The sequence below is a fragment of the Stenotrophomonas sp. Marseille-Q4652 genome (genome assembly GCF_916618915.1).
In the GTDB taxonomy this organism is placed as follows: Bacteria; Pseudomonadota; Gammaproteobacteria; order Xanthomonadales; family Xanthomonadaceae; genus Stenotrophomonas.
The window spans coordinates 3283380-3298352 of sequence record NZ_CAKAKE010000001.1 but is presented as its reverse complement, the minus strand read 5'-3'; the positions used below and the strand labels follow the sequence as shown (position 1 = coordinate 3298352).

The window sequence follows — 14973 nt, the reverse complement described above, 5'->3', positions numbered from 1 at the left end:
CGCCGGGCATCCGGGTCCGGTCACGGCAGCGGCACACGGTCCAGCAACTCCAGCACCAGGCGTTCGCCATCCCAGCCCTCGGCCGTGGCCTCGTAGCTGGGCAGCACGCGATGGCGCAGCACGTCCGGCGCCACCGCGCGCACGTCATCGGGTGTGACGAAATCCCTGCCGGCCAGCCAGGCCCGGGCGCGGGCGCAACGCTCCAACGCGATCGAACCACGCGGGCTTGCGCCCCAGGCGATACGCCGCGCCAATGCCGGGTTGTAGGCACTGGCATCGCGCGAGGCCAGCACCAGTTCGATCAGGTAGCGCTCCAGCTGCGGGGCCAGGTGCAGTTCCAGCACCGCGCGACGCGCCTGTTCGATGGCCTGCAACGGCAGCTTGCGTGGCGCGGGCGCGGCGTGGTCCAGCGTCTGCAGGGCACGTTCGCGCGCCAGGCGCAGGATCTCAGTCTCGGCCGTGGCATCGGGATAGCCGATGCGCACGTGCATCAGGAAGCGGTCCAGCTGGGCTTCGGGCAGCGGGAAGGTGCCCTCCTGTTCGATCGGGTTCTGCGTGGCCATCACCAGGAACAGCGGCGGCAGGGCATAGGTATGCCGGCCCACCGTGACCTGGCGCTCGCCCATGGCCTCGAGCAAGGCCGACTGCACCTTGGCCGGGGCACGGTTGATCTCGTCGGCCAGCAGGATTGGATGGAAGATCGGCCCGGGCAGGAATTCGAACCGGCCTTCCTGCGGTCGCCATACCTCGGTACCGGTGAGGTCGGCAGGCAGCAGGTCGGGCGTGAACTGGATGCGGGCAAAGTCCGCTTCCAGGCGCGAGGCCAGCGCACGGATGGCCGTGGTCTTGGCCAGGCCAGGCGCGCCCTCCACCAGCAGATGGCCATCGGCAAGCAGGGCAATCAGCAACCGGTCGATCAACGCCGACTGGCCAACGATCGCCGCGCCCAGTCCGGCGCGCAGCTCCATGAAGTCATCGTGCAACCGGTCGGACTGCACCGGTGACGGGGCTGGGTCTTGAATGTCAGGCGGCAGGTTCATGGACCCATTCTGACCGATCCCCGCGGCGAAGGTTCCATCGCCGGCCATATAAAGGAAAGGGGCCGCATGGCGGCCCCTTCCGGTGAAACGATGCTGCGGATCAGCGGGTCTTGGCGACGCGCAGGATCTTCGGGGTCACGAACACCAGCAGCTCGGCCTTGTCCTTGCCACGGCCGCGCTTCTTGAACAGGTTGCCGAGGAAGGGAACGTCGCCCAGGAACGGTACCTTGGCCACGCTGCTGCGGTCGCTGAACTCGTAGACGCCACCGATCACCACGGTCTGGCCGTCCTCGACCAGCACCGCGGTATTGATCTCGCGGCGGTTGATCGACGGCACCGTGCCGTAACCGGCCAGTTCAAGGTACTGGTCGACCTCGTCCTTCTTGACTTCCATGTTCAGGAACACACGGTTGTCCTTGGTGATGGTCGGGGTGACCTTCAGCTCCAGCAGCACTTCCTTGAACTGGACGTTCGGGGTGGCTGCCGTACCAGCGGTGCCGCCGGTAATGGTCACGTAGCCGATTTCCTTGCCCTGCCGGATCACGCCTTCACGCTGGTTGGCGGTGACGATGCGCGGGTTGGAGATGACCTCGCCGCGGCCTTCTTCCTGCAGCGCAGACAGTTCCAGGTCCAGGTTGAAGTTGGCACCGAGCAGCGTGTAGGCCAGGCTCGGAGCGCCGGCCGAACCCGGGTTGGTGAACGAGCCGGCAGGCAGGTTCACGTTGAGACCGCGGGTAGCGTTGGTATTGCCGTTGGCACCGTTGCCAATGGTCGCGGTGTTGTCGCCGTTGTTGTAGCTGCGGGTACCACCCAGACCGAACTTGGCACCCAGGTCGCGGGCGAAGGTATCGGTGGCGATGACGATGCGGCCCTCGATCAGCACCTGGTCGACCGGACGGTCGATCACGTCGATCAGCTCGCGCATCTGCGCGATCTTCTTCGGGATGTCGCTGATCATCAGCGTGTTGGTGCGGTCGTCAGCGACGATGCGGCCCCGCGGGGACAGGAAGCCGTTGTCGTTCTGGCTTTCGCCTGAGCCGCCGCCACCGCTGCCGCCGATACCCTTGGCCTCGGTCAGCGCTTTGAAGATCGCGCCGGCGTTGTGGTAGTTGATCTGGATGTAGTCGGTGACCAGGTCGACGCGGTTCTCGATGGCGATGCGCGCGTCTTCCTTGTCCTGCTCGAACTTGGCCAGCTCCGGCTGCGGAGCCACCCAGATCACGCCGCCCTCGCGACGCTTGTCCAGGCCCTTTGCCCGCAGCACGATGTCCAGTGCCTGGTCCCACGGCACATTGATCAGGCGCAGGGTGACGTTGCCCTGCACGGTGTCGGAAGCAACCACGTTCAGGTTGGACTCTTCCGCGACCAGCTGCAGCACGGTACGGACCGGCACGTCCTGGAAGTTGAAGGTGACCGGACGACCGGTGTAACCGCGCGAGGAGGCCACGGTCGCCGCGGCCTGGGCCACGGTCTGGGCGGTCACCGCACCGGTTGCCACTTCGGCGGCACGCGGGGCGATCTCGACCACGTACTCGTTGCCGGTCTGGTAGGCCAGCGATTCGAACTCACCCTGGGTGCTCAGCACCAGCTGGGTGCCGCTGCCGGAAGGCATCGCGTCGATGCGCTGCACGGGCGTGGCGAAATCGGTGACGTTCAACGGACGCTGCAGCTCGGCCGGCAGGGTGGCATTGCCGACGTCGATGACGACGTTGCTGCCCTGGTTGCGCAGGTCCGGGCTGGCGCCCTGGCCGTTGAACTGCAGGACCAGGCGGCCGGCACCATCATCGCCGCGCTTGAAGTCGATCTTCGATACCGCGATCGAGGCAGGTGCCTGGACCTGACCGGTCATGTCGGGCATTACGCCGGTGGGCGCTGCCATCAAGGAGCCGTTGGCCAGTGCCAGCGCAATCCCCAGCGCGCAGACACGGAACATTGCTTGGCGCCGGACGGGACGCAGGCTCAGGGCTTTGGAAAAAGTCATCGTGCTATCCCCTATCAATCATTTATCGTCGAGCGCGAGCGCTGCCGGGCGTTCCAGCCAGCCACCCGCACCATCCGACACCAGTTCAATGAGTTCGATCCCGTCTTCGCGGACCGCCGTGACGCGACCATCGCTCTGGCCCATGTAGACGCCAGGACGGATGCGGTAGGTCACCTTGTCCGGCGCCATCACCAGCGCCACCAGCCCGCTGCCGCCACCGATGGTGCCGACCATGTCCAGGCTGTCGAGCGGGAACTGCTCCAGCGGTTCCTTGCGACGGTTCGGGTCCGGGCGCAAGCCGCCACCGCCGTCGGGATTGACCCAGGCATCGGTAAACGGGTCACGCAGGCCCTGCGCGGCGTATTCGAAGGTCTCGAACTGCTGCATCACCGGCAGCGGATCCAGCGGCGGGGCCGGACGCGCACGGACGTCGGCCACCCACTTCTGCAGGTTCGGCGCGTCCCCGGGGGTGCTGGTGATGCCGCGACCGCAACCGGCCAGCAGCGCCATCGCCAGCACGCACGTGATCTTTCCAGAGGAGGTCATGCTCATGCTCCACCTGCCTGGCCGGCTTCGGCCGGCTCAACCTGGGCATCCATCTCCGAATCATCCAGGTAACGGTAGGTCTTGACCGTGCCCGACAGTTCCAGCGCACCTCCACGGGTGATGCCGGTCTGCGGATCCTTGGGCTTGAGGTTGATGTCGTGCATGGTGAGGATCACCACGCGCGGCAACGAGGCCACGCCACTGACGAAGGCACCGAACTGGTGGTAACTGCCCACCATGCGCAGGGCGATCGGCTTCTCGGCGTAGAACTCCTTCGGCGATTCCGGGCCCGGCTGGAACAGCTCGTTGTTCAGGCCGCTGGACAGCGCGGTCTGCGAGATGTCGATGATCAGGTCCGGCATTTCGGTCTTGCTGGGCAGCTGGCGCAGCATCTGCTGCAGCACCTGCTCCATCTGGGCCAGCTGCTGCTTCAGTGGCTCCAGGTTGACCGCCCGGCCCTGTTCCTTCTCGAACTCGGCACGCAACGTCGATTCCTGCGCATCCAGGTTCAGCAGTTCGTCGCGCTTGCTGCTGATCAGCAGGAACCAGGCAAGGATCAGGATGAACAGCGCCAGCAGGGTGCAGAACACGATCTTCGCGCGCTGCGGCCAGTTGCCGATGTTGTTGAAGTCCAGCTCTTTGAGGTTGATCTTCTTCTGGCTCACGACGCTGCACCCTCCTGGGCCGGGGCCTGTGCCGCCGGGGCGGCCGCTTCCTCAGCCGCGTCCGCACTGGCGGCCGGCGTTTCAACCGACGTTTCGCCCGGCACGACGTCCTCGGGCTCGGCGGCCACCACCGGCTTGTCGCCCGGTGCCGGCAGCTGGACCTTGAGGATGAATACATAAGGCAGCGACTTGGTATCGAGGCTGGCGCCTGCCGCGTCCTTCTCCTGCGCCTTGGCCTCGATGATCGACAGCTCCGGGTTGGTCATCCAGCCCGAGCCCTCGAGGTTGCGCATGTAGGTCGAAACCCGTGCGTTGGACTGGGTACGTCCTTCCAGGGTCAGGATGTCGCCTTCCTGCTTCAGCGCGGTCAGCACCACGCCGTCCGGGATCGTGCGTACCAGCGAATCGAACAGGTGCACCATCTGCGAACGCTTGGCCTGCAGTTCCTCGATCACCTTCTTGCGGGCCAGCAGGCGGTCCTTCTGGCGGTCAAGGCGATCGATCTCCTTGTTCTGCTCCTTGACCGCGTCGATCTCGGCCTGCAGGAACGCGTTGCGCTCCATCTGCCCGCTGACCTGGCGGTCGTAGTGGAACCAGACCAGCATCGACAGCACGATGCCGGCAATGGCGGCAAAGCCGAGCATCCCGTAGAACTCGCGCTCGCGCTGCTTGCGGCGCTCGGCGCGCCACGGCAAAAGATTGATCCGTGCCATCAGTCAAAGCTCCTCATGGCAAGGCCGGTAGCGATCATCAGCGCCGGGGCGTCCTGGGCCAGGGCGTGGGCCTGGACCTTCGGCCCCAGGGTCATCTGCGCCAGCGGGTTGGCCACCACGGTGGGCACGCCCAGCTGTTCCTCGACCATCTCCGGCAGGCCGGCCAGCGCGGCGCAACCACCGGCCAGCACCACATGGTCCACGCGGTTGAACTCGCTGCCGGCATAGAAGAACTGCAGCAGGCGACTGATCTGCTGCACGGTCGCTTCCTTGAACGGCTCCAGCACCTCGATCTCGTAGCTCTCCGGCAGGCCACCCTGGCGCTTGGCCAGGCCGGCTTCCTCGTAGGTCAGCCCATAGCGGCGCATGACCTCGTCGGTCAGCTGCTTGCCGCCGAAGACCTGCTCGCGGCTGTAGAGGCTGCGACCGCCACGGAGGACGTTGAGGGTGGTCATGGTGGCGCCGATGTCGACCAGGGCGACCACGCCGTCACTGGCCACCGGCAGTTCGCTGGCGACCAGGGCAAAGGCGTTCTCGACCGCAAAGGCCTCCACGTCCATCACCTTGGCGGTCAGGCCACCGAGTTCCAGCGCGGACTGGCGAAGTTCCACGTTCTCCGACCGCGAGGCGGCCAGCAGGACCTGCACCATTTCCGGGTTGTTGGGCACCGGGCCCAGCACCTCGAAGTCGAGGTTCACTTCCTCGATCGGGTATGGGATGTAGTTGACGGCCTCGAGCTCGACCTGGGCTTCCATGTCGTTCTCGTCGAGGTCGGCCGGCATCGGGATCACCTTGGTGATCACGGCTGAACCCGCCACGGCGGCAGCGGCATGCTTTGCCTTGGTCCCCGAGCGCGTCACCGCGCGCCGGATCGCCTCGCCCACCGCCTCAACCTCGACGATGTTCTTCTCCACCACCGCATTCGGCGGCAGTGGCTCGACAGCGTAGTGTTCCACGCGGAAACGGTTACCGCTGCGGGAAAGCTGCAAGAGCTTTACCGCAGTCGAACTGATGTCGACGCCGATGAGCGGCGACTGACTTTTTGGGATAAGCCCCACGGATTCTCCCCTGCCGACGGGCACTTGGACGCAAATCTTGCGCCCGCGCATTAATAACGAAATTTTCGCAATTGGCAACCACCCCACGTGCGAGCCGGGAAGCCCGTCACGTTGCCCCCTGGTAGTGTCCCCTTGCCATCCCCGGTCCACGGCCCCAGCCGCTTCGCCGCGTAATCTATACTCTGGGGCCACGAAATTCGCAATCGGAATCTGTCTAGATGCCCCGTTTCCGTCGTTGGCTGCGCTGGACGCTGGCCATGGTCGTCGTCCTCGTGCTGCTGGCCGGCGTCGCTGCTGGCGCCCTTTATTACGTGGTGTCCTCCAAGCTTCCGGACGTGCAGGCGCTGCGCGAGGTGCAGCTGCAGGAGCCGATGTACGTCTATACCAGCGACGGCCGGCTGATGGCCGTCTTCGGCGAGACCCGGCGTTACCCGGTGCAGATGAAGGACGTGCCCGAGCGCCTGAAGCAGGCGTTCCTGGCCACCGAGGACGCCAACTTCTACGAGCACGGCGGGGTGGACTACAAGGGCATCAGCCGTGCCGTCTGGCTGCTGGCCAAGACCCGGGGCAAGGAGCGCGTTGCCGGCGGCTCGACCATCACCCAGCAGCTGGCCAAGCAGTTCTTCCTGAGCTCCGAATACAGCTTCAAGCGCAAGTTCGCCGAGATCCTGCTGGCCCGGAAGATCGAGAGCGAGCTGAGCAAGGACGAGATCTTCGAGCTGTATCTCAACAAGAGCTTCTTCGGCAACCGCGCCTACGGCGTTGGCGCCGCCGCCGAGTTCTACTATGGCAAGAAGCTCCACGAGCTGGACCTGGACGAGATGGCCTCGCTGGCCGGCATCCCCAAGTTCCCGTCCAGCGGCAACCCGATCAGCAACCCCGAACGCGCCCGCCAGCGCCGGGACAACTACGTGCTGCAGCGCATGGCCGAGCTGGGCTTCATCACCCAGGCCGAGGCCGATGCGGCCAAGGCGGTGCCGATGCATGCCGCTCCGCACGAGCCACCGGTGCAGGTGCAGGCGCCCTACGTGGCCGAGATGGTGCGCCAGGAGATGGTCACCCGCTTCGGTGGTGACGTGCTGGACCGCGGCTACCACGTGACCACCACCATCGATGGCGACATGCAGACGGCCGCCAACAATGCGGTGCGCGATGGCCTCTTCCTTTATGACCATCGCCACGGCTGGCACGGCGTGGAGCAGCATTTCGACCTGCCGGCCGATGCCGACGCGGCGGCGCTGGCCTCGCGCCTGTCCGGTATTTCCTCGCAATCCGGGCTGGTGCCGGCGATCGTCAGCGCTACCCATGCCGACGGCAGCGCCACGGTGGTGCTGGCTGACCGCACCGAAGTCACCCTGCCGGTGGCCGCCAGCCGCTGGACCAACCGCACTCCGGCCAAGCTGGTCACCCGCGGCGACCTGATCCGGGTCAAGGCGGGGGAGAAGGAAGGCGAGTGGCTGATCGACCAGGTCCCGCGCGGCCAGGCCGCGCTGGTGTCGCTGGATGCCGGTACCGGCGCCCTGCGCGCCCTGGTCGGTGGCTTCAGCTTCGCCGGCAACAAGTTCAACCGCGCCACCCAGGCGCGGCGCCAGCCCGGCTCCAGCTTCAAGCCGTTCGTGTACGCGGCCGCATTCGACAAGGGCTTCAATCCGGCTTCGATCGTGCTCGACGCGCCGGTGGTGTTCCGCGACCGCCGCGGCAAGACCTGGTCGCCGCAGAACGACGGCGGCGGCTTCCGCGGGCCGATGCGCCTGCGCGAGGCACTGGTGCAGTCGCGCAACCTGGTGTCGGTGCGCCTGCTGGACGGCATCGGCGTGGAGTTCGCCCGCAAGTACATCAGCGAGTTCGGCTTCGACGAGGCCGAACTGCCGCCGAACCTGTCGATGTCGCTGGGCACCGCCTCGCTCACCCCGCTCTCGGTCGCCCGTGGCTATGCCGCGTTCGCCAACGGCGGTTCGCGCGTGGACACCTGGCTGATCGACAGGATCCGCGACCGCGACGGCAAGCTGGTGTTCCAGGAGAACCCGGCCGTGGCCTGCCGTGGCTGTGGCGTGGCCCCCAGCGCCGGCGCCGCGCCCCACAGCAGCGTGGTGGACGGCTTCAACTTCGGCGCTGCACCCACCCCGTCGCAGCCTGCGCCGGCCGGCACCGAAGCTGCCGGCGAGCCGGCCCGCCCGGTGAACCCGGATGCACGCATCGCCCCGCGCGCGATCGACGAGCGCACTGCCTACCAGCTGGTGTCGATGATGCGCGACGTGGTCCAGCGCGGTACCGGTACCCCCGCCAAGGTGCTCGGCCGCGAGGATGTCGGCGGCAAGACCGGCTCGACCAACGACCATCGCGACGCCTGGTTCTCCGGCTTCGGTGGCCCGCTGGTGACCACGGTCTGGGTCGGCCGCGACGACTTCCGTTCGCTGGGCTACCGCGAGTACGGCGGCCGCTCGGCGCTGCCGATCTGGATCGACTACATGCGCGTGGCGCTGGAAAACCAGCCGATCGCCCGCAACGACCCGCCGGCCGGCATGGTCGAGGCCACGCTCAATGGCGTGACCGAATGGGTCAAGGTCGAGGATCTGGATCGCCTGCAGGACTTCGACTTCCAGCCGCAGGACCAGCAGGCCGACGACGCGGCGTTCGACATCTTCTGACGCGGACGCGTCCTGCACGGGCGCCCGGGCTATGCTCGGGCGCCATGCCCAGGTAGCCAGACCATGCGCAGCGAGCGTTCCGACAGCCGCGACCGCATCCGTATCGCCGAACTGGCCGCGCGCCTGCTGCGCGAGGGGTCGGCCGCTGACGTGACGCAGGCCCGGCACAAGGCGGCGGCGCGGATGGGCATCCGCGACGATGCACTGCTGCCCAGCCGTACCGAGATCGAAGCCGCGCTGCGCCAGCAGCAGGCGCTGTTCGGCGGCGGCCACGCGCAGGGCCTGCAGCGCAAACGCGAGGCCGCGCTGCACGCGCTGGAGTTCCTGCACGCCTTCGAACCGCGGCTGGCCGGGCCGGTGCTGGACGGCACTGCGGTAGCCCACACCGCCGTCAGCGTGCACCTGCACGTGGACGAGCCCGAGGCGATCGAGTGCTTCCTGCATGACCAGCGCATCGGCGCCGACCTGGCCACCCGCTACCTGCACCTGCAGCGCGGTGGGCCGCGCGTTCCCCTGCCCTGCTGGACCTTCGATGCCGACGGCATCTCGTTCGAGCTGCTGGTATTGCCGCGCTCGGCGTTGCAGCAGCCGCCCGTGCAGGCAATGGACGGACAGCGGCTGCCGCGCGCGTCGCTGGCGCAGTTGCGCCAGCACTTGGCCACCGGCAGCTGGCCGGGCTGACCTCCGGATTGAGCGGCCACTGCGCCAGCCGGCCAACCCCTGAAAAAAACCCCGCCGAAGCGGGGTTTTTATTGCCGATCTGGCGAGGACGATTACTTGGCGTAATCGCGCACGTCCGAGCCGGTGTAGATCTGGCGCGGACGGCCGATCTTCATTTCCGGATCGACCTGCTGCTCCAGCCAGTGCGACACCCAGCCGGCGGTGCGACCGAGGGCGAACATGACGGTGAACATCTCGGTCGGGATCTGCAGCGCCTTGTAGATGATGCCGCTGTAGAAGTCGACGTTCGGGTACAGCTTGCGGGCCACGAAGTACTCGTCCTGCAGCGCGGCCTGTTCCAGCTTCACGGCCACATCCAGCAGCGGATCCTTCAGGTTCAGCTGCTCCAGCACGGTGCTGGTCATCTTGCCGATGACCTTGGCGCGCGGGTCGAAGTTCTTGTACACGCGGTGGCCGAAGCCCATCAGGCGGAAGCCGGAGGTCTTGTCCTTGGCCTTGAGCACGGCGGACTCGACATTGTCGGCGGTGCCGATCTCCTCCAGCATCTTCAGCACGGCTTCGTTGGCGCCACCGTGGGCCGGACCCCACAGCGCGGTCACGCCAGCGGCGACCGAGGCGTACGGGTTGGCACCGGTCGAACCGACCAGTCGCACGGTCGAGGTCGAGGCGTTCTGCTCGTGGTCGGCGTGCAGGATGAACAGCAGGTCCAGCGCCTTGACCACGTCCTGGTTCAGGTCGTAGTTGCCATCAGCCGACTCGAAGGTCTGCTTCAGGAAGCGGCTGACGTAGTCCAGCGAGGTGTCCGGCTTGTTGGCCGGAAGGCCCTTGCCGTGGCGGTAGATCAGCGCCGACAGGGTCGGGACCTTGGCGATCAGGCGCACGGCGGCCTTGCGGCGCTGTTCGGCGTCGGACAGGTCCAGCGAGTCGTGGTAGATCGCCGACAGCTGGGCGATGGCGGCCGCGAGGATGGCCATCGGGTGGGCATCCTTGGCGAAGCTGCCGATCAGGGTGTTGATCGACTCATCGACATTGGCTTCGGCGGTCAGCTCGTCGGCGAAGGCCTTCAGTTGCTCGGCGGTCGGCAGTTCGCCGTTGACCAGCAGGTAAGCCACTTCGACGAAGCTGGACTTTTCCGACAGCTGTTCGATCGGGTAGCCGCGATACAGCAGCACGCCCTTGTCGCCATCGATGTAGGTGATGGCCGACTTGCAGCTGGCGGTGGCGGTGAAGCCGGAATCGTAGGTGAAGAGACCGGTTTCCTTGGTCAGCTTCGAAACGTCGACACAATCGTTGCCCAGGGTGGGCTTGAGTACCGGCAGAACGACCGACTTGTCGCCGGCGTTGAGCGTGACCTGATCAAGATCGGACACAGTGAGCGCTCCTCGTTGGAAGGCGCCTGTCCTGTTGGGGAATGCGGGCAGACGCGTGAATGGATTCCCTGGCGGGTTCGGGATCGCGCCATTATCGCATAGCAGCATTTTTACCGTCGTTAGGACGGAAGTCGTAGACGGAGCGAACCATGCAACAAGGCGTTGCACCGGCGCGGATCCGCTTGGCGGGTCCGCGGACGGCATAAAGCAACGGCCGCGCAGGGCGCGGCCGTTGCCGGAACACAACCGATCGGAAGATCAGCGCGCGTAGCGCTTCTGGAACTTGTCGATGCGGCCGCTGGTGTCGATCACCTTGTGCTTGCCCGTATAGAACGGATGCGAAGCCGAGGAGATTTCCACCTTGACGAGCGGATACTCTTCACCATCTTCCCACTTGACCGTCTCCTTGGAGGACATGGTCGAACGGGTCAGGAACTTGAAATCGGAAGTCACGTCGTGGAAAACGACGGGGCGGTAAGCAGGATGAATGTCGGCCTTCATGGGCTCGCACCGTGTGGGCTGGTGATCAAGAGCGGCAGTATAGCCGCGGAACGGACCTGCATGCAAGCCAAAACTCAGGCCAGGCCGAGCGCGGCGCGGACCTGGGCCTCGAAACGCTCCTGGTCATAGCCGATCAGCAGCGTGGTGTTGTCCGGCTGGCCGGTCTGGCGGTTCCAGTCCACCACTGTGGCGCCACGCGTGTGCGTGCCGCTGAGCTCGATGGCCAGCGGACGCTGCTCGACGCGCGTCGCGCCATCAGGCTGCAGCGCCCACGCCATCGCCAGCGCGTCGGCGGCATACCAACGCTCGCCGCGCGCATCTTCCGACCACAACCGGGTCTGGCGCGAGATCAGCTCGTAGAAGCGCGCCTTGTCGGTATCGGCTGACAGCCACTGGCCAACGTCGTCGTGCAGCAGGCCATGGGCCACGGTCGCTTCCCAGTCGGCCACTTCGATGTGCGGGAAGCTGCTGAAGACGATATGCGCCGCTTCCGGATCGAAGGCGATGTTGAACTCGGCCACCGGCGTGATGTTGCCGTGGCCATTGATCGCCCCGCCCATCACCAGGAAGCGCTTGATCCGCTGCGGCAGCGTCGGGTCGAGCTTCAGTGCCAGTGCGATGTTGGTCAATGGCCCCAGCGCGACGAGGAACAGCTCGCCGGCGTACTGGTGGGACAGGCGCAGGATCGCCAGCGCGGCGTGCTCGGCTTCGGCCTGGCGCGCGGCACGCGGCAGGTCCACGTCGCCAAAGCCGTCGCGGCCATGCACGTGGGCCGCATCGACGGCCGGATGCAGCAGCGGATCGGGCGTGCCCGCGAAAACCGGCACGTCCTCGCGGCCAGCCACTTCGCACAGCTTGAGCGCGTTGCGCACGGTGTGCTCGAGGCCGACGTTGCCAGCGGCAACGGTCAGGCCGATGACGTCGTGGTCGGGATCGGCAAAGGCCATCAACAGGGCCAGCGCGTCGTCGACGCCCGGATCGGTATCAATCAACAGCGGGATCTTGTTGCTCATGCTCGGGTCGTTTCGGGTTGGCCATGGAGTCTGGCACCAGCCGGCGGCCAACGGAAGCGCGGGCCTTCACGCCGCCGCGTATCGCACCGCGCCGCCGATCCAGCGCGCGACGATGCGGTCGGCCAGTTCGGGCGACTGCTGAAGCACTTGCTCGCCAAAGGCCTGGATATGCGGCAGCAGCGCCGCATCACGCGCCAGGTCGGCCACGCGGAAGCTGGCCAGGCCGGTCTGGCGGGTGCCAAGCAGTTCGCCGGGACCGCGCAGCTCCAGGTCCTTCTCGGCAATGACAAAGCCATCGTTGGTCTGGCGCATGGTTTCCAGGCGCTGGCGCGCCATCGCCGACAACGGTGGCTGGTACATCAGCACGCAACGCGAGGCGGCAGCGCCACGGCCGACGCGGCCGCGCAACTGGTGCAGCTGGGCCAGGCCCAGGCGCTCGGCATTCTCGATGATCATCAGCGATGCATTGGGCACGTCCACGCCCACCTCGATGACGGTGGTGGCAACCAGCAGGTCGGTCTCGCCCTGCTTGAACGCGCGCATCGCAGCCTGCTTGTCGGCGGTCTTCATCCGTCCATGCACCAGGCCGATGCGCAACTCGGGCAACTGCGCCGACAGTGCCTCGAAGGTGTTCTGCGCGGCGGTGGCCACGACCTCGTCGCTCTCGTCGATCAACGTGCACACCCAGTAGGCCTGGCGGCCTTCGGCGCAGGCCACGCGGATGCGCTCGACCAGCTCCGGGCGCCGCTCGGCGCTGATCACGATGGTGTGCACCGGCGTGCGCCCGGGTGGCAGCTCGTCGATCGCCGATACATCCAGGTCCGAGTACGCAGCCATCGCCAGCGTGCGCGGGATCGGGGTGGCGGTCATCACCAGCTGGTGCGGCACGGTGCCGGCGGCGGCCCCCTTGTCACGCAGCGCAAGTCGCTGGTGCACGCCGAAGCGGTGCTGCTCGTCGACGATGGCCAGCGCGAGGTCGCGGAACACGACCTGCTCCTGCATCAGCGCATGGGTGCCGACCACCACCTGCGCCTCGCCCGAGGCCACCGACTCGAGCACCTTCGTCCTGGCCTTGCCGGTTACCTTGCCCGCCAGCCAGGCCACGTTGATGCCCAGGGGCTCCAGCCAGCCACGCAGGTTGGCCAGGTGCTGCTCGGCCAGCAGTTCGGTGGGTGCGGCCAGCGCGACCTGCCTGCCCTGCTCCACCGCCAGCATCGCCGCCAGTGCCGCGACCACGGTCTTGCCCGAGCCCACGTCGCCCTGCACCAGCCGCAGCATCGGGTGCGAGCGCGCGAGGTCGGCGCGGATCTCGTTGAACACGCGCTCCTGCGCCGCGGTCAGGCGGAACGGCAGCGATTGCCGCAGCGACTGCACCAGCTTGCCGTCGCCACGAAGCGCCGGCGCGCGATGCCGCTGCAGGCTGATCCGCTGCCGACGCAGGCTCAGGTGGTGGGCCAGCAGCTCCTCCATCGCCAGTCGCCGTTGCGCTGGATGGGTGCCGGCCGCCAGCGCGGCGAGGTCGGCACTGGCCGGCGGGCGGTGCATGGTCAGCAGCGCCTCGCGCAGCGGGGGCAGCGACAGGCCGTTCAACAGTCCCGGCGGCAGCAGTTCCAGCGACGCTTCGGACGGCAGCCGGTCCAGCGCCTGGCCGATCAGCTTGCGCAGCGTCGCCGGGCCGATGCCTTCGACCGCGGGGTAGACCGGATCCAGCGCCTGGCCCAGCGCCACGTGTTCGTCGTCGCCCAGCACCCGGTAGCTGGGATGCACGATTTCCAGCCCGTGCTGCCCGGGCCTGGGCGTGCCGTAGCACACCAGTCGCGTTCCCACGGCGAACTGCGCCACCTGCGCAGCGCGGAAATGGAAGAAGCGCAGCACCACAGTGGCGCCGGAGTCGTCGGTCAGCGCGACGCGCAGCACCGGGCGGTAACGGAAGCCACGCTCGACGGCCTCCACCCGACCCTCGACCTGCGCGGCAGTGCCGGGCAGGAGGTCGCGGATCCGCACCAGCGAGGTGCGGTCCTCGTAGCGTAATGGCAGGTGCAGCCACAGGTCCTGCAGCGTGTACAGGCCACGCGCCTGCAGCTTGGCGGCCACGCGCGGGCCAACGCCGGCCAGGCGGTCCAGCGGCTCGGTAGGCAGGTCAAGCAGGGCGGTGTCGCGGCGTGCAGGCATTGCGCAAGGATGACGGCATCGCCTGCCGACCGGAACCCCACACGCGCGCCCGATGCGCGGATGCGGGTAGGGATTTGCCGCATTGCGCGGCGCTCATGAGCTCGCGCGCAGTGGCGCGATGGGTGCAGCGTTGGACAAGGGACCGGATAACCGGCCCCTGCCACGAACAAGGATCAGTCGAGCACCATCACCGCATCGACTTCGAACGCCGCACCCTTGGGCAGGCCGGAGACCTCGATGGTCGAGCGGGCCGGGAACGGGGCCTGGAAGTACTCCTGCATCACCGCGTTGACCTTGGCGAACTCGCCCAGGTCGGTCAGGTACAGGCCCAGGCGGACCATCTGGTCGAGCGAGCCACCGGCCTCCTCGGCCACGGCCTTGAGGTTGTCGAACGCGCGACGGGCCTGCGCGGTGACGTCACCGGCGACGATGTCGCCGGTCGCCGGATCCAGCGGGATCTGGCCGGAGAAGTACACGGTGTTGCCGGCACGCACGGCCTGGGAATAGGGACCGATGGCGGCTGGCGCCTTGGCGGTATTGATGATCTGACGGGACATGGTGCAGCTCCACTTGCAGGAAGACGCG

At 67.2% G+C, this 14973-nt stretch carries 13 protein-coding genes; 2 read left to right on the top strand and 11 right to left on the bottom strand.

Translation table 11 applies throughout. The features are described from left to right. Positions 1 to 20 precede the first annotated feature (20 nt). The 6 genes from LG380_RS15575 to LG380_RS15550 form a co-directional block, all read right to left on the bottom strand. A complete protein-coding gene (locus LG380_RS15575; protein ID WP_225766670.1) occupies positions 21 to 968 on the bottom strand; it encodes a MoxR family ATPase in 948 nt (315 codons plus the stop codon). Between the two features lie 172 nt (positions 969 to 1140). Further along, a complete protein-coding gene (locus LG380_RS15570) occupies positions 1141 to 3021 on the bottom strand; it encodes a type IV pilus secretin PilQ family protein (RefSeq protein WP_225766337.1) in 1881 nt (626 codons plus the stop codon). An 18-nt stretch (positions 3022 to 3039) separates the two neighbouring features. After that, positions 3040 to 3573, bottom strand: coding sequence for a pilus assembly protein PilP (locus tag LG380_RS15565; protein ID WP_225766336.1), 534 nt, complete (start codon positions 3571 to 3573; stop codon positions 3040 to 3042). Further along, positions 3570 to 4232 (bottom strand): type 4a pilus biogenesis protein PilO, encoded by a 663-nt coding sequence (gene pilO / locus LG380_RS15560; RefSeq protein WP_225766335.1) that lies wholly within the window; start codon positions 4230 to 4232, stop codon positions 3570 to 3572. The genes LG380_RS15565 and pilO overlap by 4 nt, the downstream gene beginning before the upstream one ends. Next, the gene (locus LG380_RS15555; RefSeq protein ID WP_225766334.1) at positions 4229 to 4945 is read right to left on the bottom strand and encodes a PilN domain-containing protein; all 717 of its coding nucleotides are present in this window, start codon (positions 4943 to 4945) and stop codon (positions 4229 to 4231) included. Before LG380_RS15555 ends, pilO begins: the two co-directional genes overlap by 4 nt. Then, positions 4945 to 6003 (bottom strand): pilus assembly protein PilM, encoded by a 1059-nt coding sequence (locus tag LG380_RS15550; protein ID WP_343237796.1) that lies wholly within the window; start codon positions 6001 to 6003, stop codon positions 4945 to 4947. The genes LG380_RS15555 and LG380_RS15550 overlap by 1 nt, the downstream gene beginning before the upstream one ends. A gap of 218 nt (positions 6004 to 6221) precedes the next feature. Between LG380_RS15550 and LG380_RS15545 the strand changes: the two genes are divergently transcribed. Continuing rightward, complete coding sequence (locus LG380_RS15545) at positions 6222 to 8651, top strand: penicillin-binding protein 1A (RefSeq protein WP_225766332.1); 2430 nt, start codon at positions 6222 to 6224, stop codon at positions 8649 to 8651. Between the two features lie 63 nt (positions 8652 to 8714). Continuing rightward, positions 8715 to 9332, top strand: coding sequence for a hypothetical protein (locus tag LG380_RS15540; protein ID WP_225766331.1), 618 nt, complete (start codon positions 8715 to 8717; stop codon positions 9330 to 9332). A 92-nt stretch (positions 9333 to 9424) separates the two neighbouring features. On the opposite strand, the gene LG380_RS15535 is transcribed toward LG380_RS15540, so the two are convergent. The 5 genes from LG380_RS15535 to LG380_RS15515 all read right to left on the bottom strand — a co-directional run bounded on the left by LG380_RS15535 (position 9425) and on the right by LG380_RS15515 (position 14945). Then, the gene (locus LG380_RS15535; protein ID WP_225766330.1) at positions 9425 to 10702 is read right to left on the bottom strand and encodes a citrate synthase; all 1278 of its coding nucleotides are present in this window, start codon (positions 10700 to 10702) and stop codon (positions 9425 to 9427) included. Between the two features lie 258 nt (positions 10703 to 10960). Next, positions 10961 to 11203, bottom strand: a complete 243-nt coding sequence (locus LG380_RS15530; RefSeq protein ID WP_225766329.1) for a type B 50S ribosomal protein L31 — start codon at positions 11201 to 11203, stop codon at positions 10961 to 10963. A gap of 74 nt (positions 11204 to 11277) precedes the next feature. Beyond that, positions 11278 to 12216 (bottom strand): nucleoside hydrolase, encoded by a 939-nt coding sequence (locus LG380_RS15525; RefSeq protein ID WP_225766328.1) that lies wholly within the window; start codon positions 12214 to 12216, stop codon positions 11278 to 11280. Between the two features lie 66 nt (positions 12217 to 12282). After that, a complete protein-coding gene (recG, locus tag LG380_RS15520; protein WP_225766327.1) occupies positions 12283 to 14388 on the bottom strand; it encodes an ATP-dependent DNA helicase RecG in 2106 nt (701 codons plus the stop codon). A 173-nt stretch (positions 14389 to 14561) separates the two neighbouring features. Then, on the bottom strand, positions 14562 to 14945 hold the full coding sequence (locus LG380_RS15515; RefSeq protein ID WP_225766325.1) for a RidA family protein: 384 nt from the start codon (positions 14943 to 14945) through the stop codon (positions 14562 to 14564). Positions 14946 to 14973 lie beyond the last annotated feature (28 nt).

Bases quoted from the DNA above. Each gene is read 5' to 3' on its own strand.
- LG380_RS15540 (WP_225766331.1), top strand. From the start codon at position 8,715: ATGCGCAGCGAGCGTTCCGACAGCCGCGACCGCATCCGTATCGCCGAA.
- LG380_RS15530 (WP_225766329.1), bottom strand. From the start codon at position 11,203: ATGAAGGCCGACATTCATCCTGCTTACCGCCCCGTCGTTTTCCACGAC.
- LG380_RS15555 (WP_225766334.1), bottom strand. From the start codon at position 4,945: ATGGCACGGATCAATCTTTTGCCGTGGCGCGCCGAGCGCCGCAAGCAG.
- LG380_RS15545 (WP_225766332.1), top strand. From the start codon at position 6,222: ATGCCCCGTTTCCGTCGTTGGCTGCGCTGGACGCTGGCCATGGTCGTC.
- recG (WP_225766327.1), bottom strand. From the start codon at position 14,388: ATGCCTGCACGCCGCGACACCGCCCTGCTTGACCTGCCTACCGAGCCG.
- LG380_RS15570 (WP_225766337.1), bottom strand. From the start codon at position 3,021: ATGACTTTTTCCAAAGCCCTGAGCCTGCGTCCCGTCCGGCGCCAAGCA.
- LG380_RS15515 (WP_225766325.1), bottom strand. From the start codon at position 14,945: ATGTCCCGTCAGATCATCAATACCGCCAAGGCGCCAGCCGCCATCGGT.
- LG380_RS15575 (WP_225766670.1), bottom strand. From the start codon at position 968: ATGGAGCTGCGCGCCGGACTGGGCGCGGCGATCGTTGGCCAGTCGGCG.
- LG380_RS15565 (WP_225766336.1), bottom strand. From the start codon at position 3,573: ATGAGCATGACCTCCTCTGGAAAGATCACGTGCGTGCTGGCGATGGCG.
- LG380_RS15525 (WP_225766328.1), bottom strand. From the start codon at position 12,216: ATGAGCAACAAGATCCCGCTGTTGATTGATACCGATCCGGGCGTCGAC.